This window comes from Sphingobacterium bambusae (assembly GCF_033955345.1).
In the GTDB taxonomy this organism is placed as follows: Bacteria; Bacteroidota; Bacteroidia; order Sphingobacteriales; family Sphingobacteriaceae; genus Sphingobacterium; species Sphingobacterium bambusae.
Genome location: NZ_CP138332.1, coordinates 2,605,020 through 2,630,739, shown reverse-complemented (window position 1 = coordinate 2,630,739; position 25,720 = coordinate 2,605,020). Strand labels below are relative to the sequence as shown.

Sequence of the window (25,720 nt, the reverse complement as noted above, 5' to 3'; positions counted from 1 at the left end):
TTAATATCAATTCAGACAAGTAATTCCGTGCAGGTTTTTGTTAGATTTGATGTTTTGGATGACCTGTGCCTAGTCAACGACCTGTTTTGCGGCACGTAACGAGGCGATATACCTTGATGATTGCTAAAATAATGTATTTAAACCTGATATACATGAGACCGATAGCGTTCTTGTTTTGCTTTTTGTTTTTTTCCTGCGGCTCGTCCCATAAACTGACGAACGATTGGGCCACGAGGGCATCCACCTTTTCGAATGCGCCCGATAGCATCCAAACGAGTGTTTACTGGTATTGGATCTCCGACAATATTTCCAAGGAGGGGCTGGTGAAGGATCTCCATGCGATGAAGAAAGTAGGAATCAACCGTGCATTTATCGGGAATATAGGTCTCGATGATATCCCAAAAGAAAAATGGGGCAAAGTCAATATTTTTAGCGATGCGTGGTGGGATGCGGTGCATACGGCCTTGAAAACTGCGACCGAGCTGGGGATCGACATTGGCATGTTCAATGGGCCCGGTTGGAGCCAGTCTGGAGGACCTTGGGTAAAGGAAAACCAAGCAATGCGCTACCTGTATGCTGCAGATACCTTGGTGAAAGGCGGCGTGCGCTTCACCGGCAAAGTGGGGCATTATCCCGCGAATCTGCAGCGGACGAATGTCTTGGCCTTTCAAGTACCAAAAGACTATCATCTTTCCCTCGCCAACAGCAAACCCAGCATAAGTGGAAACCTAGAAGGTGATTTGACGAGCTTGCTGGATAAGCAGCATAGGCAGGGTATTCGTCTGTTAAAAGATAAGCCGTCGGAGCTACTGTTTACAATGGATAGGCCTTTTACTGCGCGCAGCCTTACCATTCACCCCGCTCATCAGGCTGCGGCCTTTCAGGTGCGACTAGAGGTGGAACGTGATGGGCAGTTTGTCGAAATCAAGACGTTCCGCGTCGATCGAACAAATCCAGCCGTGAACGTAGGCTTCGATCCTTTTGCGCCCGCCACTGTTTCGTTTGCCGCTGCCGAAGGAAGGAAATTTCGTTTGCTCGTCGACCAGGTGCAGGGCGAGGCTGGAATTGCCGAAGTAGAACTGACGACCACACCTAAAGTGGAGCATACCGAAGAGAAGGTATTTGCCAAGATGCACCCTACGCCGCTTCCTTTTTGGCATCACTACATGTGGGAGCGTCAAGCGGAAAGCGATGACCCCGCACATGCCGTCGATCCCGCCTCGGTAAAAAACCTAACGGATATGGTATCCAACGAAGGTATTTTGGATTGGGAGGTGCCGGCTGGTGAATGGATTATTATGCAAACTGGCATGCTGCCTACGGGCGCATTCAATGCGCCAGCCGTGGGCGGAGGCCAAGGCTTGGAGATCGATAAGATGAGCGAAGAGCATGTGCAAGCGCATTTTGATGCTTTTGTGGGCGAGATATTTCGCCGCGTGCCGGAACAAGATAGAAAGTCTTTTAAGGTGGTGGTGCAGGATAGCTATGAAACCGGCGGACAGAACTGGACGGATGATTTTGAGCAAAAATTTCAAGAGGCCTTCGGCTACGATCCCAAACCTTACCTGCCAGCCTACTATGGTTTTGTCGTGGGCAGTCAAGATGAATCCGATCGTTTTTTATGGGATATGCGGCGTTTTGTGGCCGATCAAGTGGCGTATGAATTTGTTGGTGGTTTTCGTAAGATCAGTCATAAACATGGGCTAACGACTTGGCTGGAGAACTATGGACATTGGGGCTTCCCGGGCGAGTTCCTGCAATATGGAGGACAGTCGGATGAAGTGGGCGGTGAGTTTTGGAGCGAAGGGGAGTTGGGTGATATCGAGAATCGCGCGGCATCCTCCGCAGCCCATATCTATGGGAAAAATAAGGTTTCTGCGGAATCTTTTACCGCGGCGGGCAATATTTTTGGACGCTATCCCGCCATGTTCAAGGAGCGTGGCGATCGCTTCTTTGCGGAAGGAATCAACAACAGCCTGCTACACGTGTACATCCATCAGCCCTATGCCGACAAGCTGCCGGGCGTAAATGCTTGGTTTGGAAACGACTTTAACCGCTTAAACACTTGGTTTTATGAGATGGATGGTTTTTTGGCCTACCTAAAACGTAGCAATTATATGCTGCAACAAGGCAAGTATGTGGCTGATGTAGCTTATTTTATCGGCGAAGATGCACCGAAAATGACAGGCGTGCAACAACCATCCCTACCCAAAGGCTACGACTTTGATTACATGAATGCCGAAGTGATCCTGTCGCGCATGACCCTAAAAGATGGTCGTTTTACGCTTCCCGATGGGGTTTCGTATAAGATATTGGTGCTCCCTCCGCTGGAGACCATGCGCCCTGCATTGCTGCAAAAAATTGCCGCACTGGTAGAGGCTGGCGGCGTTGTGTTGGGGCCAAGACCTAAAAGGTCGCCCAGTTTGCAGGATTTTGGGAGGGCTGATCAAGTGGTGCAAGAGCTGGCCGATAAGATGTGGGGAAATATAGATGGAAAGTCGGTGAAAAGCCATGCTTACGGAAAAGGATTGTTGCTGGAAGGCATGTCGCTGGAAGAGGCCTTTGCCCTGCTTAAGCTGCGTCCCGATGTGCAGCTACAAGACGATGCTGCTGTGCACTACCTGCATAGGACCTTATCGGACGGTGATATTTATTTCTTGACTAACCAGAGCGGACAGCCAATCACTTTTAGCCCTTCTTTCCGTATCAGTGGAAAAGGGCCGGCACTATGGGATGCGGTTTCTGGTGAGATCCGCGCCTTGCCCGACTACAGTGATAATGGGGAAACGACTACAGTGCCGATGGAGCTCAGCGCCCAAGGAAGTGCCTTTGTTGTGTTCCGCGACCAGGAGACAGCAGCGCCAGCGGCCACGCTTGCTAAAGCAAATTTTCCCGCCGCAGCGCTCACGATTCCGATTGAGGGAAGTTGGGACTTGACCTTTACCAGCCCAGATTCGGTTTCCTTTAAGAAGACATTTAACGACCTTTCGGACTGGTCTACGAGCTCGGATGCCGAAGTGAAGTACTTTTCGGGGAGTGCCGTTTATCGTATAGCGCTGCCCGATTTATCTGCGCAGTTGAACAAGCGAATCGTGTTGCAGCTCGGGCAAGTTGGCGTGGTAGCCAGCGTTTCCGTGAACGATAAATTGGTGGGTAATGTGTGGACCAACCCTTATGAAATTGATATTAGCGACTATTGTCGCGAAGGAAAGAACGAGCTAAGCATTAAGGTGACCAACACATGGGTAAACAGCCTCATTGGTGATCAGCAGCTAGCGCCATCGGCGCAAAAGCGATGGACCATCGTCAACCCCTATAATGCGAATAGCAAGCTGCATAGTGCCGGCTTATTGGGGCCGGTGAAGCTGGCTGTCTATGAGCGGGAATGATTTGTTGAGTTCGCAAAGAAAAAAGGCTGTCTCCAAACAAATGGAGGCAGCCTTCTTTTTTATATGTCTTTGGCAAGTTGTTGTTTGCCAAGGAACTTATTTTGGCAGCACTTAGTAACCTGGGTTTTGAATAAGGTTAGGGTTGTTGGCCAATTGCGTGTATGGAATAGGATATATTTCCTTTTGGGCATCGTTGGTCGGGGTATGATCCCACCAGGAACCATTGATAAATCGACCAAAACGGATAATATCCGTGCGGCGTTTGCCTTCAAAGATAAACTCACGCCCCTTCTCCGCCAACAGCTCGTCCAAAGTCAGGCTGGCAGTCGTGTACCGTGCAGCGTTCCAGTCTTCAGGCCGAAATGCGCGTACACGCGACGCATTGATGAGCTCTACAGCTTCGCTTGTTGCTGCTCCTCCGTTTTTGCGCATAAGCGCTTCCGCTTTGTAGAAATAGATCTCGGTTAGTCGGTAGATCATGAAATGGTTTTCGCGATAGTTGGCATCGGCCGTCAGGCCCGTTTTATATTTGTGAAAACGTGCCCCACTATTTTCTTCGCCTTCGGCCATTTTACCGGCGCTCGTTATGTCTCCTTGACTTTCTCTGCGGATGCTATTTACGTAGATCAACGGTTTGCCGTTATACTCCTCCGTACCCAAGATAGGCTGCGTGGTACCCAATTTATATTGTGGGCCAAAGAGAAACCAAGTGCTCTTGCGGAGATCATTATCGGCATAGGAGTCAAACATGGTCGGGATGACAACATAGCCATTGTTGCCCGCATAGTTTACACCTAAGGCCTCGCTTACATTGCTAAAACCCATCAAAGGGATCCAATCCCAAACGAAGCCTCCCTTTTGGCTGTATGCATATTGAAACAAGGCTTCTGGTGCACTGCGGTTGGTGTTGGCGAATGTTTCTAGCAAATCTCCCGCAAGCTTTGGTGTGCCACCAAGGCCACCGGCTTCTCCGTTCATAATTTTATTACAAGCGGCAATACACTCGTCCCACATCTGGGTTCCTGTCCACTTCTCTGCGTTGAGGTACAGATCCGCAAGCATGGCGTAACCTCCCGTTTGCGCCACGCGGCCAACGAGGTTTTGCGTGTAAGGAAGTAATTGGGGAACATAGGTTTCCAGTTCTTGGCGAATGAACTGGAAGACCTCTGCACGCGGACGGGTAGGAGGATTCATAGGAACGCCTACTTGGGTCACAATGGGTATATTTCCCCAAAGATCCATCAGTTTCATGTAATGGAAGGCGCGCAAAACATGGAGCTCGGCCAGAATCGCATCAAGCTCTTCTTTGGGCATGCCAAGCTTTGCCGGATCGAGTACCTCGATATCACCTATAGCAGCGTTGCAATAGCCAACGCCAGTCCACATGCCTTGCCAAGCGTTGCGCAGGCGGCCTTCGGTATCTACCCACGTATGGTAGTGCTGACGCATATGGTCGCCATTATCATAGGCGTGTCTACCTTTTTGTGGCCAAGCAACTTGATCCGATGACATTTCGGCGTGGTAGTAGTAGCCATCCCCGCGAATCGGCGCGATCCACGATTGCATATGCGTAAAAGGGCGTTGTGCTGCTTGTAAAACCTCCCGCTTGTTGCTGTAGAAATTATCCTTATATAGATCTGAGTAAACGGTCTCATTCAGATCGGTACATGATGCCGTTAAGCCGAGCATCAAACATGTTATTCCTTTAAAAACTATATTTTTCATGATGTTATTTCTCCGTTAAAATCCAATATTAAGACCGACGGTCCATGACTGCGTGCGTGGGTAGAAGCCGCGGGCATCAACCCCTGGATCTAGTCCGGTGTCCCGAATTTCTGGATCCAGCCCGCTGTAGCCTGTAATGGTAAACAGGTTACGTCCAGAAACATAGGTGCGCAGATTTTTGAGGTAGGCACTCTTCAGATTGAAGGTATAGGCCAAGGTCATATTGTCCAGACGAACGAAGTCGCCGCGCTCGATGTAATAATCCGAATACATCGGTGCTGCATTCAGGGCGTTGTGGCGCGAAAGGGCGCTGTTGTAGATGTTGTTAGGCAGATATTGTGTATTTCCGTAGAATACTTCTGGAAGATTCAGGATATCAAAGCCAAATTTTCCACGGATCAACATGCTGAGGTCAAAACCTTTGTAAGAAAAGCGTTGGTTAAGACCAAGTACGTATTTGGGCATACCGTTTCCGAGAATGGTCCAGTCCTGCTCCGTAACCTCTCCCGAAGGAACGATCGATCCGTCGGCCTTGTAAAACATCCATTGGCCATCTTCGCTAAATTGTGCAAAACGTTTTCCGTAAAAATTACCTACCGTGCCGCCTTCTTCCAAACGAATGGCCGGTCCCATAGCGCCGGGGTTAGGAATATCTGCAAGGGAGATGAATGATACTTTGAACGTTTCGCTCGACAGTTGCGTCAGCTTGTTGAACTGCGAATTGGCCGTTAGATTGACTTCCCATTGGAAGTGATCATTGCGCACCGGGAAAGCGTTGAGTGTCAGTTCTACGCCGCTGTTGCGAATGGTGCCCACATTGTACCACAGGTTGGTGTGCACGAAAGAAGGTTGCTGCACAGCATACTGGTAAAGTAGATCTTTGGTATCGCGGCGATAGACATCCAAGCTTCCCGAGATCCGGCTGTCCAGCACACTGAAATCAAGACCCATGTTCCATTCTTCCTTGCGCTCCCAGCGAAGGTCAGGATTGACGTTTCTGGAAGGACCATACGTTTGGTAATAAACGCCTTCTTGTGGGTACACACCACCCGTGGACAGCGTTGTAAGCGATTGGTAATTACCCACACCTTGGTTACCTGTTACGCCAAAGCCCATGCGGAATTTCAGGTCGTTGATAAGACCCACATCTTGCATAAAATCTTCCTGTGCGATGTTCCATCCGATGGATGCCGCAGGGAAATTACCCCATTTGTTATTGATACCAAAGCGGGAAGATCCTTCACGGCGTAGGATAGCCTGCACAAAATACTTATCAGCGAAGGAATAGTTTACACGACCGAAAACGGCTATCAGCGTATTATCGTCTTTAAAACTCCGGACGCCCGGACGAGGCAAGCGGGTATCGTTGATTGCCGAACCGGCACCCAAGTTCCAGTCTAGAAAACCATCGGTTGTAAAGCCGTTGTTTTCGGCGCCGAAGGTTTCGCGGGTGTTGTACTGGTAGCTGTAACCTGCAACGGCACTTACGCTGTGCTGCTCGGCGAAGGTTTTCTTGAAGTTTAAGGTAGGCTCGAAAGTCTTGCTCCAGTTTAATTCGTTGCCTTTTGAGGCAAAGCCTAAGCCATTCCAGCTCGTCCCTACGCGCTGTCCCCAGTCGTTCATCGAGCGATAAGCGCGGTTGTTCCAGTTGTCACGCAGGTAGGATCCAAACATCGCTGCAGAGAGGTAATCCGTCAGATGTGCCGTCAAGCGCGCATCTCCCGAGAAGGTTTGCTGATCGCGCTGGTTCAGTTGATTGGCATATTTGCCGATAGGATTGTAGTTTTCCTGCATTTCGTAGAAAGTGCCATCCTCTTTATAGATCGGCGCGGTAGGGTTCCACTTCACGGCTTGCTCAAAGTCGCCGGCACTGCCGCCCAATAGGTTTGCCTTGTTGAAATTGGCGACCATGTTTACTTGCAACTCCAGCTTTCCCTGAAGGCCTTTCTGGTTGATGTTGAGGCGTCCGCCAACTTGCTCGCGACTATTTTCTTTTGCTATTCCTTGTAGGTCGTTGTAGAATAGTGCGGCGCGGTAGTTTGCCTTGTCGGTACCGCCAGAGGCAGAAAGGTTGTGGTAATGGCTGGCATTGCCGGTGTTGATCAGGGCGTTGTACATATCCGTATCAGCACCTAAATCCTGCGCTTTTGTGTTGGGCGTGGTCGCGATGATATTGCGGTACTCCGAAGCGGAAAGCAGGTCGGGTCTTTTATTGACAAAGTCTTTTTGCACATAGGTGCTGTAGTTGAAGGTTGGTTCTCCGGCACGTCCTTTCTTGGTGGTGATCAAGATGACACCTGCATTGGCGCGCGTTCCATAAATCGCTGCTGCCGAACCGTCTTTCAGAACGTCGAAAGATTCGATATCATCCTGCTGCAGCAGATCAAGGTTTCCGCCCGGAATACCGTCGATAACGATCAAGGGTGATTTGTCGCCACTGATGGAGGTTACGCCACGCAACTGTATAGATGCCCCAGAGTTGGGGTTGTTGCCCTGTTCACGAGTAATATTCAATCCGGCAACCTTACCTTGGATCAGCTCCATCGGAGAGCGTGCCGATCCGGGGTTAAAATCTTTTGCTTTTACCGAGGAGATGGCGGAGGTAATCTCTTTTTTCTTTAGCTCGCCGTATCCCACAACGACGACCTCATCCAGCTCGCCCACTTCTTCTTCGAGGATAATGCTCAGCACACCATCGTTGCCTAGGCTAATGCGTTGGCTGTGGTAGCCAATGTTGCTTACCGTTAGAAATTTGCTGTTCGCATCTAGTACGAGGGAAAATTTTCCCTGCATATCCGTTGTTGTACTGCGCTTTGTTGATCCGTCGGCCACAATGGTTACTCCTGGAAGCAGTTCGCCCGTGGCACTTTTTACTTCCCCAAGTACGGTTCGCTGCTGCGATACGGCGCTGCGCTCACTTGGCGATTTTCGCTTGATAAAAACGGTGCCATCATTAATCTCGTAGGCTAAAGGCTGGCCAGCCATGCAGGCATCCAGTACCTGCTGCAGCGCTGCATTGTCCATGTGCAAGGTTACCGGCTTGGTATGATCAAGTGTTTTGCTGCTGTATAGAAAGTCGTAACCAGTTTTACGTTGAATTTCGTAGAGGACGGTCTTTACCGACTTGCCGTTTACATGTAGGGATAGGCGTTGCCCATGCACGGCAGCGAGGCCTTGTAGGGAAAAAAGGGCAACAAGAATGGCTGTTAATTTCATCGTTCGCCAAAACAGTTTAGGGTACTGCCCCAAAAGGCAATAGGATTTGCTTATTTTTTTATACATTTGATAACATGTTGTTCTGTTAATAATTAGCTTTCGCGGCTGTTATTTGATAGGACCAATATCTTTTGGCCAAGAACGGTTCCAGCGTTCTTGGTCTATTTTTTTGATCCCGTATGGATGCGCTTAGGTCCTACGGTTAATTCATGATGATAATCCTCCTTCCTGTGATTTCATAATTAAAATGTCCAATCTTTTGCATGTTCTTTAGAAGTTGCTTCAGCGACTTTGTACGTTTGAATGTGCCGGAAAATTTGTCGGATGGGGTGTCTAAAAAAGACACTTCATCGATATCATACCAGCGCTTAACGGTGGTTAGTATAGACGAGACGGACTGGTCATCAAACATAAAGAAGCCATCGCGCCACAAAGTGTATTCCAGAACATCGACTTGTTTTTTGAACAGTTTCTTTTGGTTTTTCCAGGCGGTAACCTGTTCGCCGGGTTGTAACAGCAGGCTGTGGAAACCGTTGGAAAAATGCACTGCGCCATCCAGCAGGGTGGTGGTGACTTCTTCGTCATCCGCATAGGCGGAAACATTGAAGGACGTGCCGAGCACCTTGATGATGTTTTCTTTCGCTTTTACCAAAAATGGGTGTGAGGCATCATGGGTAACGTCAAAGAAAGCTTCGCCATCTAGCAATTGCACTTCGCGCGCTGTGCCGCTGAAAGCGCGAGGATAGCGAATAGATGATGCGCTGTTGAGCGTCACTTCTGTGCCATCACTGAGCACCAGCCGTGTGGTGCGACCTTTGGCGCTGGTGAAGGTAAAATAATCAGCCGCTCCCGATTCGTTTTCTTTAGCGTGCTGTGCCCGATAATAGAGATTGCCCTGCTCATCGCGAAGTGTCGCCAATCCGGATGCGGCTAAAGCACTATGGTCATTGCTGTCCAGCGCAATCTGCCGTCCATTTGGTAAGCGCAGGGAAGAGGTATTGTTTTCTTGTAAATAGATGTCTTGTTCTGCTTCTGTAGCAATTTGGTCGTTGAGCGTTGTGCCATTCGGGCGTATCCAAGAATTCCAAGCAAAAAAAGAAAGAGCGAACATGATCACTATGCTGGCCGCAAGGGATGCTCGACGAAGCCATGGTGTTTTGCTCTTTACCGGAATTGCTATCGCATCTTGATCTGCAGATTTTTGATCAACTTGGATAGCTTCCGCGATCTGTCCGTAAACATGTTGTTGGCGTTCTTGGGGCCAATTTTCTTCGCCGATTCGGCTAATGTTTACCTGATCTAGCCCCTGCTGCTGTGCGTGCTCGTCCAAAAGCTCCAAGAGGTAATGCAGCTCCAGCAACTCATCTTCAGTAATCCGATTATCGATTTGCTTTTGTAACAAATCTGTAAAGCGCTGTGTATCCTTTTTTCTCGTGCTCATCTATATGCAGAACACGAGCTTTCGGTGGTAGGACTAGTTAAAAAACGAAAAAAATAAAAGGAAGTGGTAACCGTATTTACGGAAGCCTTTGCGAAAGGCTTTTAGGCATTCCACCACATGGTTGCGTACCGTGTTGGGCGAAATGTTGAGTTTCTCGGAAATCTCTTTGTAAGATAGACCTTCGTCTCTGCGGAGCAAGTAAATCATGCGCTGTTGCTTGGGTAGCCGATCGATCACTACGGCCTCAATATCGGCAATTTCACGGGATAGTACGCGGGAATCCGCCGCTATATCATGGACTATTTCTAAGGTTTCTGCGAGCTGCTCATTCATGGGCTTGGCCATGCGATCACGGAGCTTGTTTAACGCCAAACGTTTGGTAATGACATAGAGTAAGGACCATACGGCTCCCAACTCATCCATGGAAGCTCTTGCATTCCAAAGTTTCAAGAATACAGATTGCACAACATCTTCTGCATCATAACGATCTCTGAGAAAGCGAAATGCGACAGCGTAAACCTCTTCGCCAAATTGCTCAAAGATTTCTTTCAATGCCGTTTGATCATCGCTTTTTAATCGCTGGATAATAGTCATTTGTATGCGCTTGTGACAGACGTTTTGTTAGGCTTAGGTGCTTGCTAAAACGTTTAAAACGCTACAAATGTATAGGTTCACATATTAACTCTATATTAAGTATGGATTAAGGTTTGGGTGCTCAGCCCCAATATTCGTACAGGAGTTCATCCTCGCTGCCCATCGATTTTCCTTGCACGAAGTGAAGGCGCGCGAGTAGTGCCTGGGCAGCAGCATTGCTGCGGTCGGTAGCGGCCCATATACGTTCCAACGCCATATTTTGCTGGCCAAAGGCTATCGCTAAAGACAGCGCGGCCGACATATAGCCTTGTCCTCGGTATGGCGCCAACAAGATACAGCCCAATTCCCCGGCGTTGTTGGCAAAGCCGCGGTAGTAACCACAGGTGCCTACAATCTTTCCGCTATTCGTGTCGACGATTGCCCAATGTAGGGAGTCGCCCCGTTGATAATCTAAACGGATGCGATCGAGCATCTGCTCTGCTTCGAGAACGTTTTGTGCCTGCTGCCCGTCGTAATAGCTGATTTCCATAAGGGCATGCAAATCTTCATTTACAATTTCCCGAAGGCTGACACGCTCATCGGCTAGGAGGGGATAGTGGGTGTAGGGTGGGCGTCTCCGATTTTCAGGCTGCATCATGCTTGTCAATATCCGTGTTTAGATCTGTAAATGCAAAAATCAGGATTAATTTTAAAAGCGTAAGTTTCAAAAGGCATGGAGACAGCCGATCAAGATGTTGTCGACATAAAAAAACAAAGTCTGCATGGCTGCAGACTTTATTAACTAAACTAAACAATGCAATGTCTCGCGACATGGCGATATTGAAACAAAAATCTATAAGGCTATTATTTGTATGTAGTTACTACCTTGCTAACCTTCCAGCCATCTTGCTCTTGGTTAAGGGTGATATAGTCTACACGGGTAAAGTTTTCGAAGACCATGGTTGCTTTAGCGATACAGGCTTGTCCGCTCTCGTCCAAAATTTCGTAGCTGGTTTTGCAGTCGTAGTTGACGCCTTTGTGGGCTTTCAAAAATGCAGTATATTCTTTCTTATTGAATGTATCATTGTTGGCGCTGTTGCTGTACTGGAAATCCTCGGCGAAAAGGTACTTATTCAGCTCGACGCTACCGATGGTGCTGCTCTCCAAATAGGTGCTGATGATCTTTGCTGATGCAGCATCTTTTAATGGATTGGTTTTTTCCGCGGCGAATGAAGCGAATGAACTGATCATGATGACGGCGGTGGCGATGGTTGCTAATGTCTTTTTCATGGCTGTGTTTTTTTACTATTTTATTTTTTAATTGTTTTTTCTTATTTGATACTTCAAAGGTAGAACGGTGCAGCTGTTTATCGAATAACAATTAGACCGAACCCCTTTGTTTCTCGGTGAACGTGGCATTTTACTCGGTGAACATTTTACTGTAATGACCTTGTCTTTTTTGCCGCTATCCGTCGAGACTGTTGCTGATAAACAATATGCAACGCCTTTGCCAAAAATGATAATCAGCTGTTTGTTAGCTTGTTGAATATTTTGTCTAAATGGCTCCTTGTACGATAACGGACAGTTGGCTGTTCGCTCTTGAACAGTTTAAAGCGATATGTAGGTTGGGAAGGGAGCTTCTCTGTATCGGCGCAATAAAAGAAAGAAAACAAAGTATTCTTTCGGGAAGCGTATTGGGCTTCGTCGGATTATGTATATATTTGATGATATAGATTATTATACCTGATTGCCAACGATGGAAACAATATCGTTCCGTTTATTTAACCCGTTTCCGTTAGATATGTCGCCGGCTTTAGCAGGGAGCTATTCTGACGTAATTGGCAATTCACCCAAAACCAATATGAGAACAAGAATATCGCGATTATTTATGACAGCTATGTTTGTTTTTTCAAGCCTAGCATTGTTCGCACAGCGTAAAATTCAACCTGTCGAAGAACTACTTAACGGAGGAGAGGAGGGGTGGACTGTTGTTGAAGATCTTCTTAAATCTGCAAAAAATAAAGTCGAAATTTTGGATGCCAATGTAGACCGAGCAAAAGAATCGCTGTATAGAACACAGGTTACAACGAAGTCTCCGATGGGGGCTATTGTATATAAGACTGGTGGCGTTGTCGTAGATGATGGTTGGATTAGGATACTTGGCTCAGGAAGCGACAGGCTCAATCGAACGCTGCCTGAATGGAATAAGGGGAAATCATTTCGCGAATTTGGAGAGACGCCCTCATTTTTATTGATTGCTGATGACGTCATTGGCGGCTTCTTCCTCTTAAATGGCGGTGCACTTGGCGATGATTTAGGTAAGATTTATTATTTTTCACCCGATAATTTGGAGTTTGAGCCGTTAGATCTTACTTACACCGGATTTTTGCAGTTCTGCTTTAACAGCAATTTAGACGAGTTTTACAGCGGCTACAGGTGGAAAACATGGCGAGCCGATATTTCGCGGTTGGATAGTGATACTGTTTTTACCTTTTATCCTTATTTGTGGAGTAAGGAAGGTAAGGAAATAAACAAAATTTCAAAGAAGCCTATCTCAGCGGAGGAACAGTTTCGATTTAATAAGGAAATGAGAGAACAGCTTAATTTCGACGAGTAAACTATGCAAAAGAATCCGAAACCCTGGGATTTTCAAAGCAGTGATAGTGCTTTTACAACATCGTACCATCAAAGAACTAGGGCTTCGACGAATTTCTAGAAAGTATTAAATATGGCATTTCAAATTGTAATCCTAGGGCTGTGGGCTTATCCTGTAGTAGCATTTTTACTGCTGTGGCTCACAAAGAAACGATCGGCCATGCGGAGGAAAATATTTGTAGTTTCGGGTGTTTCGGCCGCCTTGACACTATTGGCTTTGCTAACACACATATCGACAACAACGTACGGTAAAAAGGCAAAATTAGAACATTGGACAGACACATTGAAAACCAAGCATCAACGATGAAATGGACAAATGATATCACCCGCCTATTGGGTATCGACTTCCCGATTGTACAGGCACCAATGTTTGGTGTTACTACGCCCGAAATGGTTGCTGCGGCCGGCACTGCTGGGTGCTTAGGCTCGTTGGCGCTGGCGGACCTCCATGCGGATCAATGCAGAGACGCAATCCACAAGACGCGAATGCTTACACAGCGGCCATTTGCGGTGAATCTTTTTGTACATCATATTCCAGCAATAGATGACCGTTTGCGAACAGACTACGCCGAAGCGACGGCATGGATGGAGCAGCTTGCCCAACGATACAATTTGGCTGTGAAGCTTCCCGCGATCGATGACTTGGCCATGCATAATTATGCGGAGCAAATCGAAGCGATTATGGACGAGAACTGTAAAATTGTGAGCTTCACATTTGGAAACCTTGATCCGCAAAGTATCGCGCGCTTAAAAAGTAAGGGCACCGTTTTAATTGGTACCTGCACCTCGGTAAAAGAGGCGGAACTATTAGCGCAAGCAGATATTGATATAATCTGTGTGCAAGGGATTGAAGCCGGTGGGCATCGTGGAACGTTTGCGACGGAGGATATTCCAGCGATTGGCGGACTGTCCTTATTGGCACAGGTAAGCGAAGCTGTACAAGTACCTCTTCTCTATGCCGGAGGTATTTATAATGCAAAGACCCTATTGGCCGCTCGTGCGCTGGGGGCAAACGGATTTCAAATAGGGAGCTTATTATTGGGCTCGGCAGAAAGTGCGCTGCATGATTTTGAAAAAGATAGATCGAGAAGAGCCAAGGAGTCCGATATTGTGCTAACGAAAAGCTTTTCTGGACGCTTTGCGCGGGGCATAAAAAATATATTTGTCGACGAGAGCGAAGCCAGCGGGCTTATTTTGCCCTACCCCTATCAAAACAAACTAACAGCCGAATTGAGGAAAGTAGCCCGCTCGAACAAACTGTCGGAATTCGTAAATATTTGGATGGGGCAGTCTATCAGTGAATTTAGTGGCGATTCTACAACGAGTATTATTAAACGATTAATCGAACAGACCGAGGTTTTGGCGGGCTTATAGATTGTGAAAATCATTTATAAACAGGTGTATACGAGAAAAGCTCAACGTTAATAAGAAACAATAAAATGGGATTCGGGTTTAATTTATTTTTCGCTTTTATCCTCTTGCCCTTGACCGCAATCCTCGCGGTGATCTGGCTATTGGTGAGAAAGGAAATAGTTGGCCGATTGATTGGGTTTATGTGGCTTGGCGTACTCGGTATCGTGCTACTATCGTTGAGCGTACAGTGGCTGACGGCTAAAACGCAACTGAAGAAAGAGGACTATTACGGGGAGTACATCATTGACCGAGACTATTTTCCTGGTCTACAGGCCGACTGGCAATACAATCATTTTAGGTTTGAAATCAGGAAAAACGACTCCATTTATCTGTATGTGACGGAGGAAAAAAAGATTAGCAAAATTTTCAAAGGAACAATTACAACGACAAAGCCATACGATTCTGAGCGGCTTATCGTTCAGATGGATCAGCCCACCTCACACATTATGGCTGGCAACCCAACAACATATCGAAGTGCATGGGGTTATTATTTAGTGTTTTATTCCACGAAATTTAATAACATGTACTTCAAAAAAGGAAAATGGAAACCGATCTCTAAATAAGTGGAGATAGCATGAAGTATTACCAAAAGCTTAATATGAGCAATCAGGAAGACTTAATTTTCGATCAGCCACTTTACCCCGACGACGAGCATAATAATCACCGCCAGCACATATTTCCACTTCAGGAATCCCGATTTGCGGTAGGAGAAATAAATTCCTACGGCCATGATAACGGCAATAGCCAAAATAACGTATCCAAATGCCGAAGCATCACCTAGTTGAATGGTCATAAGCGTTTTCTTTAATTTTGTATGCTTGTTACTTAATCTTTTACAATATGTACATCCTTGATTTCGTAGGCAAAGTTATCGGCACTGCGCTCTGCCTCAGGTTTATCCATTTCACTGTAATGCACTTTTCCGCTGATCTTGAAGGATGGGTGGGTATCTAAATTGTATTTTTCGCCATTTTCATCATAGATGTTGAAATCTTTGAGGGCGTATTGCTTCTGATCCGGAGCCATTTCCAAGACGACGCTATTTTTATCGGCTCCCATAGGAAGAATTACATTGGAAACGCTGATTTTCTCTGAACTGAATGCATGTGACTTCACGGCAAAGGCCATGGGTATGGTGGTCGAATTTTGCGAACGGAACATAAAGAAAGGCGAATCAAATTCTCCAGTTAACGTCACTTCCTTGTCGTGGTAGTCGTAGCTAGAGGCCAAGGACTTTGCGAGATCCATCGACTCGCTATTGCAGGAAAAGCATAGCGCAACAGCCGTTCCGAAGGCCGCCAAGCGTGATTGTTTTAGTAGCTGTATCATAATCTTGCTTTTTTTTGTGTTGTTGACGGAGTACGACCTGCAGCAATTTCCGCTTGCCGCAAGATCGTACTTCGTACATATATCTCCCCGGGAATACACCGCATATCGCTGTATTACTGGGTTAAATATCAAGAATATAAAGATGATCCAGGTCTTTCGTTTACAATCCGTCAGGGCGAGTTTACAATTCGTGTTGGCGATATTCTTCATCCGTGACGGGTGCCAGCCATATGGCGCCGCCAACGTTGGTATTGGTGCCGATGGCAACGTGGGTCATGGAGTCGCTTGCCGTAGCGCCATGCCAATGCTCAATATCTGGAGGACATTTAACGACAGCGCCTTTTTCAATAACCGTAATGGGTTTGCCCTTTTCTTGGTAGAGCCCCCGACCTTCGGTGACCAACAGTATCTGTCCGCCCTGATGGTAATGCCAATTGGTTCGTGCTCCGGGAGCGAATGTCACTGCGCCGATATTGACGTTGTGGACGCTATCTGTTTCGACGAGGTAGTTGAGCCATACTTCGCCTGTGAAATTGTTGTTGGTAACCTTTTCTCCTCGAGGAAAGCTATGCTGCGCACTCTTGTGTTCGACATCTGCTTGCGACGGGCTGTCTAGCTGACAAGCCGTAACTATAAAGAGGCTGAGTCCGAAAAGGCTTATGCTGTTGGGATAAGTTTTCATCTGTAATATATTAAATGTATCTATTGGGATGGCATCTGCTCTGCGAGAATAACATCCAGTACCTGTCGAGCTGCATCCGCTTCTTGTTCGCCGATGTTGTTACGGATCTCTTCAACAAATTGCTGTAGCTGTTCCGCGTTAAGCCCCACATTGAAACAGATCTTTAAATGCGATGCTAACATGGGTTCTAGTCCGCCGAGGCTGCTTAGTACAGATACGGTGACCAACTCCCGCTCGGCGTAGCTCAAGACATCCCGCTCGAAGATATCGGCAAAGAGGTGTTCCTTGAGAAACACATCGATAGCCGGAGCGAATGCACCGTAGCCTACCGAACGGCCGTTCTCCGCTGCGCCAGTTAGCTCTTCGAGCACCCGCTTACCGCGGTGATACTTGTCTTCCTTTTGGTCGATGGGCGAAGCTGTTGCACCGACGCTATCGCGGATACCCTTCTCCTTTCGTTCGTCCAAGACATGCATAAACGTCTGTAGACCCCGGATGCTGCGTGGAAAGCCCGCATAGGCGTAGAGATGTACAAGCGCTTCCTTGCCTTCGTTGATGCTGAGCCCAGCATCCAATGCGGAATGTAACGCCGCCGCTAGTTTCGGAAGATCGCCTTTGGCCGCAACAGCAGCAATGGCAATCAGGCTTTTCTGTTTGGCGCTGAGTAAATTGTGCCCATTCGCAGCATGCTGAGCTTGAAGCGCGGAAGTGAAGGTACTAAAGAGGATAATCCATAAAAGGGATAGCTTTTTGTTGTTCATACAGTGATCTATTGATGATTAGAATCTTGTCCCTTCAAATTACTGCCAAAGAAATCCACGAGCTTCTGCACAGCCTGATCGACATAAACGGGCTTCCAATAGGTGTCGATATGGGTAGCACCCTTTAATAGAAATAGCTCTTTTGTTTTGCTGTTGATCGCCTTTTCGAAAGCCTCGTCGCTCATATATTTGGTGTCGGCTCGATCGCCTGCGATCATCAAAAGCGGTTGGTTAAGTAGCTCGATTCCGCTGGTTGCATCCCAAGTCATCAAATCCAAGAGGCTGCTTGTGGTATAGAGGAAGGTCGAGTTGGGGTGAGCATGAGATCGGTAATAGTAGGTGAAGCCCTCGCGATACAGATCGGTCGATGTGTTGGCAATTTCTTCGTCGCTGATGCTTGCTACGCCTGCATATTTAATCTCCCCGGCGGCGGCCTCCTGTGCACGGGCTTCAGTGGCCTGCTGCAAGCGCTCTTGGATGGTATTTAATTGGGAATTTTGAAAACCATTGCGTCTCACTTCGCCCGAATTGAACATGCTTAACGTTGCCACGGCAGCAAAGCGTTTATCCGATTGGGCGGCCTTTAGGGTGTAGCCGCCTCCACCGCAAATACCCAGTGCAGCTACACGATGCACATCAACTCCGGCATATTGCGTAATGTAGTCAGCCATTCCATGGATGTCTTCCGTACGGAATTGTGGTTTGTCGGTATGGCGAGGTGTGCCAGCACTAGCGCCCTGATAGGCTGCATCGGCAGCGATGGTAATATATCCGGCCGCTGCCAACCGTTGGGCATACAGGCCGGCAGTCTGTTCCTTCACGCCCCCGTTGGGATGTGCAACTACTATAGCGGGGTAATGTTTGGTCGGATCGTAATTAGCGGGGGTGTACACATTGGCCGCAATGCGGATGCCATTTAATTCATAATGCACAGGGTGTATCTGCACTTGGCCCTTGCTATTTTTTGTAATAGCGTCACCATATACCAGTCCCCATGTATTTTTGGATTTGTCCTGCGCCGAGGCGATCATGCCACTCGCCATAAAAAGGGCTACTATAATGTATTTTAGTTGTTCCATTGTTGTCTTTTTTATCCTTGTCATCATACTATACAAATGTCCCTAAACATTTTCTTTTCAAGGGTATATGGATTACGGGTATGGCTACCACGATTACTTATCCAAGCCTTTTTGCTTAAGCCAACGGGACAATTCGTCGGCAACCTGCACGTTGTTGAGGTCGGAAAAAGGAAAGTGTGTATTCCCTAAAATGCCCGCCTCGGGCAGGTGGATGACCTGTGCATCACCGCCATACTTGTTGAGCAGGGCGGCCCATTGTTGGGCCATTTCTAGACCGGAACGCCAATGGTCTTTATTCCATACGGTGGTTGGTTCTTTGGCGATATTATCGCCATAGTAGATCACGATAGGAATTTTTGTCAGCTTCATAAAGTCGGCCAAGGGGATAGCTGTGCCACGCAGCGCGCCGAAAAGGCCTGACGAGGCAATAGCTGCCGGTACTTCGCCTTCGGGAAACACAAATCCGCTATAGGGCTCGTAAGCGACCACGGCCCGCACTTTGCTGTTCGCAATCGCTGTAAGCCAACCCGGACCTCCTCCTTGGGAATGTGTAACCAAGATGCCGGTACCGATTTTATCGAACAGGCTGGAAACGGAAGCGGTGACGACTTGCGCATCGAAGCTGCCGGTGTTGGGTGTCATTTGTCTGTAGAACTGCACAAGCGAGGCACTATCTCTAGGGAACTGTACATGGGGGAAATAGTCTGGATAGTTGCCGATGCGGAATTGGGTGAACCAAAACTGTTCGTCGGCAGTAGGCTTTATGCTACTCTCCACCATGCCTTTCCCCGCTTCGCCGCGCCGTGGCTGGTCGAGCAGATAGATGGGAAAGCGGCGACGGAGAAAGATGTTTTGAAAACCTTCTCGTCCATCGGGTGTGCTCTCCCAGGTTTTTTTGGATTGACCAGCGCCGTGTAGAAATACCAAGGGGTAGCTGCGTGCTTTGGCAGGCACTTGATAGAAAACGTAAGCATGGTCGCCGTGGTACGTTTGTCCGCTTGCTTCTAGAGGCTGTGCCAAGTCAAAGTCGCCAGCTTCGCGTAGCATAGTGCCGCCCACGGCAAAGCTGCCCTGCTGGGCAATGTGCAAAGGCTTGTTCTTGTGCTGCGCCTGTAGTGACAGCGCTGCTACCAGCATGCAGCCGATGCTGATAAGGGATACATTGCGGATCTTCCTCATGTTCGATGATTTACTTTCCTACTCTGTTTTGTAATGCTTCGGGATAGCGAGCCCCATGAATGGGGATAGCGGCGGCGGCCTTTTCAATCTGCTGCAGCTCTTGCGGCGATAGGCTGAGGTCAAGGGCGCCGATGTTCTCCGCTAGGCGATGCTGTTTTGTCGTTCCGGGAATGGGCACTATCCAAGGCTTTTGGGCCAAGAGCCAAGCTAAAGCAACCTGCGCGGGCGAAGCCTCTTTCTCAGCGGCGATTTGCTGTAGATAGGTCACTAAGGCTTGGTTTGCTTTACGGTTTTCTTCGGAAAATCGCGGTACGATGTTTCTGAAATCTGTAGCATCGAAGTTAGTTTTGTCATTGATTGCGCCGGTCAGGAAGCCTTTGCCCAAAGGGCTAAAGGGCACAAATCCGATGCCTAGCTCCTCCAAAAGAGGGATGATAGACGTTTCGGGCTCGCGATAAAATAGGGAGTACTCGCTCTGCAGTGCGGCTAGCGGCTGCTCGGCATGTGCACGACGAATGGTTTCCGTCCCCGCTTCAGAAAGTCCCCAGTGCAAGATCTTCCCTTCGCGAATCAACTCGCCTATGGTTCCCGCTACTTCTTCAATCGGCACGTTCGGGTCGGTGCGATGTTGGTAGAAAAGATCAATACGATCTGTCCGCAACCGCTGCAGCGATTGCTCCACCACAATTTTTATTCTTTCTGGGCGGCTGTCCAAACCCTTCTTGGAGTCGCCATCTTCAAAGCCAAACTTGCTTGCGATAACAACTTCGTTGCGAACGGGCAGTAGCGCTTCGCCCAGCAACGCTTCGTTGGTAAATGGACCATAGCATTCTGCTGTGTCGAAAAATGTGATACCCGAGTCGACTGCTTTTTGAATCAAATCGATCGCATCGTTTTTATCTGTGGCAGGACCGTATCCGAAACTGAGCCCCATACAGCCCAAGCCTAAAGCAGATACTTGCAGTCCGTTTTTTCCTAGTGTTCTCTTTTCCATGATCAATTTCTTATCCATTGTTTTTACAGGGAAAGGCTCTTGACGATGCGGTAGCCTCAATGAAGGGAGGGCAATAGCGCTAGCGGTCGACGGAATCCTTTCTTTCACAACAAAGTTCCGGCATAAAAAGTTGGGAATCGGTGCCCGTTTTACCACTTATGCTACCATTATTACTGTTTGGCTTTGTGCGTGTGCGGTTAAGTGTGTCAGTGGGATATGAATAAAAAAATCCTGAAGCGGGGAGCTTCAGGATTTTTACTAACTAACCAATTATTAACCTAAATTATGAATACTAACATGTATTCAAATCCTGTGCCAAAAGTTTTCGAAACGGTTATTTTGCCTTTTGTTAACAAGTATGTTGCAAAATTCTGTCGAAACGGAGCCGATTGTTCTTTATTGTCAGTGGAAATTAAAATGCCTGTCAGCGCATGACAAACAGGAATGGGCTGACCACTAGTTCACTTTCGGTAAGCTTGTTTTTTCCTTACTTTTTTGCATTTTTACGCGTTAAAAGTGTAAAACCGAGCTGCTATGAAAAGAAAAACCATCCGCGTGCTACATCTCCTGTTAGGACTGATATCGGGTGTGGTGGTGTTTGTGGTGGCTGTAACCGGCTGCTTGCTGGTATTTGAGGAGGAGATTTCACGGTTCTGTAATTATGGTACCTATAGGTCCGTTGCGAGGGATGGAGCATCGATTGCGCCTCCGTCAAAGCTGTTCTCAAATACGGATTCGCTACTTGCAGGCAGAGAAATCAAACGGGCTTATTCCATCACCTATTTGCAGGATGAACTGCTGAGCACCGTTTGGTCGCTGGATAGAGCGGGTCAATATCACGCCACGCCACTTCATCCCCAAACGGGGCAGTCTATCGGGGCATTCGACTACCCACATTCTTTTTTTGCTATCGTGCTTGATCTACATATGCACTTAGCCATGGGCGAGGTAGGAGCTTCCATCGTGGGTTATGCAACGGCTATCTTTGTGCTGTTAATGATCACGGGCTTGCTGTTGTGGAAACCAGCAAACCGAAAAGGGTACAAGCAACGTTTTCGCATCAAATGGAACGCCTCTGGAAAAAGGTTAACCTACGACCTGCATAATGTGCTTGGCTTTTACATGTCATGGGTAGCAATTTTCATCGCTATTACAGGCTTGGTATGGTCTTTTGCATGGGTAGATCAGTCGCTGCAATGGTTGGCAAACGGAGGGAAGACGATTGCGTATACAGAGCGGGAATATCGATCGGATACGACGGGTTATGAGACCGTGCTATTGCAGGAGCAACGTCGTCAACTTGTGATGGATAGTCTATTTGCAACACATCTTCAAGCTGCTCATCGAATCAATGCCTTGGAAGTGCATCGTCCGATGTCAGCCGCTGCGCCACTTTATATCGCCGTGCAAACCATGCGGGGAGCCAACTATGCACGAACCGATTACTATAGTTACGACAGCTATACGGGCAAGCTATTGGGGCAAGAACTTTTTGCTGACATGAGCAATGGGGAGAAACTTAGACGGCTAAATTACTATATCCACATGGGTAGTATCGCTGGTCTAACAGGCAAATTGGCAGCTTTCTTCGCAAGCCTTATTGCAGCCTCCTTGCCGATAACGGGACTATTGATCTACATCAACCGGGGCAAGAGAAAGCGAAAACCCTAAATGAACGAGAGCTCGATCAGCGATAATATAGTTATTGGTTGAGTGTTGGAATGTCTTCTTCAAACATATTATTTAAAATCAATCTAATTAAATATTATATTTGTCACCGTCATGTTGACCAAAATAGGAGACAGCGGTGCCCATTAACGAAAAAGAATTTACGGAGGCCTACCAAGCACATTGGAAAGCTTTGTTTTATCAAGCATTGAAATTGAGCAATGATGAGGAGTTGGCTAAAGAACTGATCCAAGAGCTTTTTCGCCAGCTTTGGGAGCGCCGCGCGCATATCCACATCGAGACATCATGGGGCGCTTACCTCAGCGGCGCCCTTCGCCTGAAGATCTTTGAGCATTATCGTCGACTTGCTCGAAAGCAGGTCGATCCCATCGATGAGTCGGAAGAAGAACTTTTCTGTTTAAATGAGTACCTCGATGGAAAGGAAGCGGATGCTATCATGAGCCGCGCCATAGCAGAGCTGCATCCGCGTTGCCGGGAGGTATTCGTATTGAGCCGACAGGATGGCCTTCCCAATAAAGTCATTGCTGCGCAGCTCGGCATTTCTGTTAAGGCTGTGGAAGCCAACATAACACGTGCGCTAACCTACTTACGAGAGAAAGCAAAAAATTTTATGTAAAAAATCCTAGTTCCATCTAGGGTATTCGATGTATTTGACAACTATCTAGCTAAAGAGGTCAAAAGACATGGATAAGATAGATGCACAGCTGTTGACGCGATATCATCAAAATGCCTGCTCGGCGCAGGAACGTGCTGCAGTAGAAGCATGGTTGCGTGGCGAGGAGGAATTGGGGATTCCTGATACGATTAAGCTTACGCCGAATCGCGAAGATATGTTGGAAGCAGAGATATGGCAAAACATACAAGCGCATACGAAGGCAAAGCAAAGTATGCGTTTACTGTCTTATAATAAAGCTTGGGTGAAGTATGCAGCAGCAGTTCTCTTACCCATTTTGCTCTGGCCTTTGGCCAATGATGCTCCGCTTTTTCAGCGCGTGGCAACATTGGATAATACACAGGGGATACATACGGAAACGTTTTACCATGGCGACCTAAAGATTGAGCTGGGCGCACAGAGCCAGTGCCGTGTGTACAGCAATATGTGGGGCCAGCTGGAGAAGATAGATTTCGACGGTGCTGTTTCTATTACAAATAATGATCCCGCTATGGCCGCAACGGTACATATAGCGTCGCCTGACCTCAGCTGTAAAGACAAAAACTGGAACGATCTTGTTTCCCTGCCTCCCGGAGAAAGCTACAAGGCACTCATCGATGAAAATTGTGGTTTGATAGCTGCGACTAGTCGCGAGCTGCAGGATGGGTTGCCTATTGGTGTTAAAACAGAAATACAAAAATATTTTACGCTGTAATGCTCCTCACGAAAGCAATTGATATTCCGATTTTCAAGTATATGTTAAAGCCTCTCATGATGAGTGCATGGGCTCTTGTTATGTTGATACCGGCGACTTTGAAGGCGCAGGATACGCAAAAAGAGGCGATCGACACGACATCGGTTAGGCGTCATCATCTCCAAGAAGTGGAGGTTCAACGTAAGCTTAATCGAGCGATGCTCTTAAAGCAGCCTTTCGCTGTAGATGCGATTGATGCGGGCGAATATGCAGCGCAGAATGTCAACTTCAACAGGCTGCTGGATCAAGCTCCCGGTCTGCGGGTGCGCGAAAGTGGAGGTTTTGGTTCTGAAACGGCGGTATCCATCCATGGTATTTCTGGCCGCGGTATCAAATTTTTTCTTGATGGCATCCCGATGGATTATATGGGAGGCGCTTTTTTCATTAATAACTTTCCTGTCAATGTGATTGATAGGGTGGACATTTACAAAGGGGTGGTGCCTATTGCGCTGGGAGGCGATGCATTAGGAGGCGCCATCAATATCGTTAGCCGGACAGAGGTGGAGCCCTACCTCAACCTCAGTTACGCATTGGGATCCTTCGGGACACATCGCGCAAGTGTTTCCGGCCGGGCACAGACAAAGAACGGATTCGTGCTGCAAGGGAATTTTTTCTACAACCAATCGAAGAATAATTATGAAGTATGGGGGCCAGGCGTGGAGATCCCCGATGAATTTGGCCGTCCTATCGAAGGATTCCGCGCAAAGCGCTTCAACGATGACTATACGTCTTATCTTGGCAAAGTGGAGCTGGGATGGACGCAGCGCAACTGGGCAGACAAATTACTGTTTGGAGTGAATGTATCTGGATTGGAGCGCGGCATACAGCATGGCCGTACCATGGCCTATGTGTATGGTAGGGCACGTTACGAAGAGCGGGGCATCATGCCTACGCTGCAGTACAGCAAGGCCAATATGTGGCATGGAAAATTGGATGTGGATGTGTTCGGAATGTATAGCAATGTGGATGCTACCACAACCGATACCAGCTCCAACCGATTCAACTGGGCGGGTGAAGCGCTACCCAGTGCGGTGCAGGGTGAACTCAGTAGTATTTATTCGCGTAAATCTATTTACCACTTCTATGATCGTATTCACTTGTGGCGCGCTTATTCCACCTTACGTCTTAACGAACAGAGTCGGCTACGTTTGGCTTGGAACGGACAATGGCTCGGCCGGCGTGGAAAGGACGATTTGAATGAGGCAGAGTGGACCATACCACTCCGGGAGCCGCAACAATTGAACAAAAATTATATCGGACTATCCTATGAACGGGACCACGGTTCGTTTACGCATATCGTTAGCGCCAAAGGATTTTATTATGATGCGGAAAGCTTTGCATACAGCTATCAAGGTAACGCGCAAAAGCAGCTGATACCGTTGCGTGAAAATGGTCTGGACTGGGGCATGGGTTATGCGGGGAAATATACCGTAAACGAATCTTGGATGCTCAAGGCGTCTGCCGAGCGCAGCATCCGTATCCCCGAAGGAACGGAGTTATTTGGTGATGGCACAACCTTGCTCAACGCGCCCGGACTGAAGCCTGAAAAAAGTTACAACGCCAATCTATCCAGCCACTGGGACTGGCCATTGGGCGCGACACAAAAGTTGCAGCTCGTTACGGCGCTCTTTTTCCGAGATACAAGGGATCTGATTTGGCTCGGCGAAGCCGACCACCTCGGGACGGCACGATACGAAAACCTGAGCCGCATTCAAGCCAAGGGATTCGAAATTAACGCGAATTATAATTGGGGAAGCCTCCTGCAGCTCGCTGTCAACTATACCTTGCAGGATGTGCGTAACAGACAACGTGAAAACTCGCTGGCGCCCTACAACGCGCGAATGAAAAACATGCCTGTACATTTGGCTAATGCCTACCTGCGCCTGAAGTCTACTGGAGGTTGGCTGCCTGCCGAACGGGCTAGCTTTTACCTGAGCACGCATTATGTACACGAGTATGCGTTGTTTTGGCCTGCCTTGGGAAGCCCCGACCAAAAAAATATGATCCCTACGCAATTTGTGCAGGACATGGGGATTTCCTATCGGGTGAGCAACCCGTTGACCGTAGCGTTGGACTGTCAAAACATCTTGGATAGGCAAGTCTATGACAACTTCATGTTGCAAAAGCCGGGTCGATTTTTAAGTGTCAAATTACAATATCATATAAATCCAAAATAAGAACTAGAATGA

At 47.8% G+C, this 25,720-nt stretch carries 21 protein-coding genes; 8 read left to right on the top strand and 13 right to left on the bottom strand.

All coding sequences use genetic code 11. The features are described 5' to 3' along the window. The first annotated feature begins 152 nt into the window (after positions 1-152). Positions 153-3,389: a glycosyl hydrolase gene (locus SCB77_RS10915; protein ID WP_320186471.1), complete on the top strand. Its 3,237-nt coding sequence runs from the start codon at positions 153-155 to the stop codon at positions 3,387-3,389. Between the two features lie 111 nt (positions 3,390-3,500). Here the strand turns inward: SCB77_RS10915 and SCB77_RS10910 are convergent, their stop codons facing one another. From SCB77_RS10910 to SCB77_RS10885, 6 genes are all read right to left on the bottom strand, one after another. Further along, on the bottom strand, positions 3,501-5,114 hold the full coding sequence (locus tag SCB77_RS10910; protein ID WP_320186470.1) for a RagB/SusD family nutrient uptake outer membrane protein: 1,614 nt from the start codon (positions 5,112-5,114) through the stop codon (positions 3,501-3,503). Positions 5,115-5,129: 15 nt separating this feature from the next. Beyond that, positions 5,130-8,330, bottom strand: a complete 3,201-nt coding sequence (locus SCB77_RS10905) for a SusC/RagA family TonB-linked outer membrane protein (RefSeq protein WP_320186469.1) — start codon at positions 8,328-8,330, stop codon at positions 5,130-5,132. Between the two features lie 202 nt (positions 8,331-8,532). Further along, positions 8,533-9,771, bottom strand: coding sequence for a FecR family protein (locus SCB77_RS10900; RefSeq protein ID WP_320186468.1), 1,239 nt, complete (start codon positions 9,769-9,771; stop codon positions 8,533-8,535). 33 nt (positions 9,772-9,804) lie between these two features. Then, on the bottom strand, positions 9,805-10,365 hold the full coding sequence (locus SCB77_RS10895) for an RNA polymerase sigma factor (protein WP_320186467.1): 561 nt from the start codon (positions 10,363-10,365) through the stop codon (positions 9,805-9,807). A gap of 121 nt (positions 10,366-10,486) precedes the next feature. Next, the gene (locus SCB77_RS10890; protein WP_320186466.1) at positions 10,487-11,002 is read right to left on the bottom strand and encodes a GNAT family N-acetyltransferase; all 516 of its coding nucleotides are present in this window, start codon (positions 11,000-11,002) and stop codon (positions 10,487-10,489) included. A 206-nt stretch (positions 11,003-11,208) separates the two neighbouring features. Continuing rightward, entirely contained in the window at positions 11,209-11,634 is a 426-nt protein-coding gene (locus SCB77_RS10885) for a nuclear transport factor 2 family protein (RefSeq protein ID WP_320186465.1), read from the bottom strand. Positions 11,635-12,205: 571 nt separating this feature from the next. On the opposite strand from SCB77_RS10885, the gene SCB77_RS10880 reads away from it, so the two are divergent. The 3 genes from SCB77_RS10880 to SCB77_RS10870 all read left to right on the top strand — a co-directional run bounded on the left by SCB77_RS10880 (position 12,206) and on the right by SCB77_RS10870 (position 14,975). Continuing rightward, entirely contained in the window at positions 12,206-12,961 is a 756-nt protein-coding gene (locus SCB77_RS10880) for a DUF2625 domain-containing protein (RefSeq protein ID WP_320186464.1), read from the top strand. A 308-nt stretch (positions 12,962-13,269) separates the two neighbouring features. Beyond that, positions 13,270-14,373 carry an NAD(P)H-dependent flavin oxidoreductase gene (locus tag SCB77_RS10875; RefSeq protein WP_320186463.1) on the top strand — a complete coding sequence of 368 codons (1,104 nt, stop codon included), beginning with the start codon at positions 13,270-13,272 and terminating at the stop codon, positions 14,371-14,373. Between the two features lie 65 nt (positions 14,374-14,438). Beyond that, positions 14,439-14,975, top strand: coding sequence for a hypothetical protein (locus SCB77_RS10870; RefSeq protein WP_320186462.1), 537 nt, complete (start codon positions 14,439-14,441; stop codon positions 14,973-14,975). Positions 14,976-15,028: 53 nt separating this feature from the next. Here SCB77_RS10870 and SCB77_RS10865 read toward each other — a convergent pair whose 3' ends face one another. The 7 genes from SCB77_RS10865 to SCB77_RS10835 form a co-directional block, all read right to left on the bottom strand. Beyond that, positions 15,029-15,205 carry a hypothetical protein gene (locus tag SCB77_RS10865; protein WP_320186461.1) on the bottom strand — a complete coding sequence of 59 codons (177 nt, stop codon included), beginning with the start codon at positions 15,203-15,205 and terminating at the stop codon, positions 15,029-15,031. Positions 15,206-15,237: 32 nt separating this feature from the next. Next, the gene (locus SCB77_RS10860; protein WP_320186460.1) at positions 15,238-15,741 is read right to left on the bottom strand and encodes a hypothetical protein; all 504 of its coding nucleotides are present in this window, start codon (positions 15,739-15,741) and stop codon (positions 15,238-15,240) included. A gap of 181 nt (positions 15,742-15,922) precedes the next feature. Then, entirely contained in the window at positions 15,923-16,423 is a 501-nt protein-coding gene (locus SCB77_RS10855) for a cupin domain-containing protein (RefSeq protein ID WP_320186459.1), read from the bottom strand. A gap of 20 nt (positions 16,424-16,443) precedes the next feature. Then, positions 16,444-17,184, bottom strand: coding sequence for a carboxymuconolactone decarboxylase family protein (locus SCB77_RS10850; RefSeq protein ID WP_320186458.1), 741 nt, complete (start codon positions 17,182-17,184; stop codon positions 16,444-16,446). 8 nt (positions 17,185-17,192) lie between these two features. Further along, positions 17,193-18,263 carry an alpha/beta hydrolase gene (locus tag SCB77_RS10845; RefSeq protein ID WP_320186457.1) on the bottom strand — a complete coding sequence of 357 codons (1,071 nt, stop codon included), beginning with the start codon at positions 18,261-18,263 and terminating at the stop codon, positions 17,193-17,195. 93 nt (positions 18,264-18,356) lie between these two features. Then, positions 18,357-19,442 carry an alpha/beta hydrolase gene (locus tag SCB77_RS10840; RefSeq protein WP_320186456.1) on the bottom strand — a complete coding sequence of 362 codons (1,086 nt, stop codon included), beginning with the start codon at positions 19,440-19,442 and terminating at the stop codon, positions 18,357-18,359. 10 nt (positions 19,443-19,452) lie between these two features. Beyond that, a complete protein-coding gene (locus SCB77_RS10835) occupies positions 19,453-20,436 on the bottom strand; it encodes an aldo/keto reductase (protein WP_320186455.1) in 984 nt (327 codons plus the stop codon). 534 nt (positions 20,437-20,970) lie between these two features. On the opposite strand from SCB77_RS10835, the gene SCB77_RS10830 reads away from it, so the two are divergent. The 4 genes from SCB77_RS10830 (at position 20,971) to SCB77_RS10815 (ending at position 25,708) form a co-directional block, all read left to right on the top strand. Continuing rightward, on the top strand, positions 20,971-22,107 hold the full coding sequence (locus SCB77_RS10830) for a PepSY-associated TM helix domain-containing protein (RefSeq protein ID WP_320186454.1): 1,137 nt from the start codon (positions 20,971-20,973) through the stop codon (positions 22,105-22,107). Between the two features lie 136 nt (positions 22,108-22,243). Further along, on the top strand, positions 22,244-22,741 hold the full coding sequence (locus SCB77_RS10825) for a sigma-70 family RNA polymerase sigma factor (RefSeq protein ID WP_320186453.1): 498 nt from the start codon (positions 22,244-22,246) through the stop codon (positions 22,739-22,741). 67 nt (positions 22,742-22,808) lie between these two features. Beyond that, the gene (locus SCB77_RS10820) at positions 22,809-23,492 is read left to right on the top strand and encodes a hypothetical protein (RefSeq protein WP_320186452.1); all 684 of its coding nucleotides are present in this window, start codon (positions 22,809-22,811) and stop codon (positions 23,490-23,492) included. Between the two features lie 56 nt (positions 23,493-23,548). Beyond that, positions 23,549-25,708 carry a TonB-dependent receptor gene (locus tag SCB77_RS10815; RefSeq protein ID WP_320186451.1) on the top strand — a complete coding sequence of 720 codons (2,160 nt, stop codon included), beginning with the start codon at positions 23,549-23,551 and terminating at the stop codon, positions 25,706-25,708. The last annotated feature ends 12 nt before the right edge of the window (positions 25,709-25,720 follow it).

Excerpts from the sequence above, each read along its gene's own strand:
- SCB77_RS10885 (WP_320186465.1), bottom strand. The coding sequence starts at position 11,634 with ATGAAAAAGACATTAGCAACCATCGCCACCGCCGTCATCATGATCAGT.
- SCB77_RS10820 (WP_320186452.1), top strand. The coding sequence starts at position 22,809 with ATGGATAAGATAGATGCACAGCTGTTGACGCGATATCATCAAAATGCC.
- SCB77_RS10910 (WP_320186470.1), bottom strand. The coding sequence starts at position 5,114 with ATGAAAAATATAGTTTTTAAAGGAATAACATGTTTGATGCTCGGCTTA.
- SCB77_RS10845 (WP_320186457.1), bottom strand. The coding sequence starts at position 18,263 with ATGGAACAACTAAAATACATTATAGTAGCCCTTTTTATGGCGAGTGGC.
- SCB77_RS10890 (WP_320186466.1), bottom strand. The coding sequence starts at position 11,002 with ATGATGCAGCCTGAAAATCGGAGACGCCCACCCTACACCCACTATCCC.
- SCB77_RS10850 (WP_320186458.1), bottom strand. The coding sequence starts at position 17,184 with ATGAACAACAAAAAGCTATCCCTTTTATGGATTATCCTCTTTAGTACC.
- SCB77_RS10915 (WP_320186471.1), top strand. The coding sequence starts at position 153 with ATGAGACCGATAGCGTTCTTGTTTTGCTTTTTGTTTTTTTCCTGCGGC.
- SCB77_RS10880 (WP_320186464.1), top strand. The coding sequence starts at position 12,206 with ATGAGAACAAGAATATCGCGATTATTTATGACAGCTATGTTTGTTTTT.
- SCB77_RS10900 (WP_320186468.1), bottom strand. The coding sequence starts at position 9,771 with ATGAGCACGAGAAAAAAGGATACACAGCGCTTTACAGATTTGTTACAA.
- SCB77_RS10895 (WP_320186467.1), bottom strand. The coding sequence starts at position 10,365 with ATGACTATTATCCAGCGATTAAAAAGCGATGATCAAACGGCATTGAAA.
- SCB77_RS10830 (WP_320186454.1), top strand. The coding sequence starts at position 20,971 with ATGAAAAGAAAAACCATCCGCGTGCTACATCTCCTGTTAGGACTGATA.
- SCB77_RS10905 (WP_320186469.1), bottom strand. The coding sequence starts at position 8,330 with ATGAAATTAACAGCCATTCTTGTTGCCCTTTTTTCCCTACAAGGCCTC.
- SCB77_RS10860 (WP_320186460.1), bottom strand. The coding sequence starts at position 15,741 with ATGATACAGCTACTAAAACAATCACGCTTGGCGGCCTTCGGAACGGCT.
- SCB77_RS10815 (WP_320186451.1), top strand. The coding sequence starts at position 23,549 with ATGATGAGTGCATGGGCTCTTGTTATGTTGATACCGGCGACTTTGAAG.
- SCB77_RS10865 (WP_320186461.1), bottom strand. The coding sequence starts at position 15,205 with ATGACCATTCAACTAGGTGATGCTTCGGCATTTGGATACGTTATTTTG.
- SCB77_RS10840 (WP_320186456.1), bottom strand. The coding sequence starts at position 19,442 with ATGAGGAAGATCCGCAATGTATCCCTTATCAGCATCGGCTGCATGCTG.
- SCB77_RS10855 (WP_320186459.1), bottom strand. The coding sequence starts at position 16,423 with ATGAAAACTTATCCCAACAGCATAAGCCTTTTCGGACTCAGCCTCTTT.
- SCB77_RS10870 (WP_320186462.1), top strand. The coding sequence starts at position 14,439 with ATGGGATTCGGGTTTAATTTATTTTTCGCTTTTATCCTCTTGCCCTTG.
- SCB77_RS10835 (WP_320186455.1), bottom strand. The coding sequence starts at position 20,436 with ATGGAAAAGAGAACACTAGGAAAAAACGGACTGCAAGTATCTGCTTTA.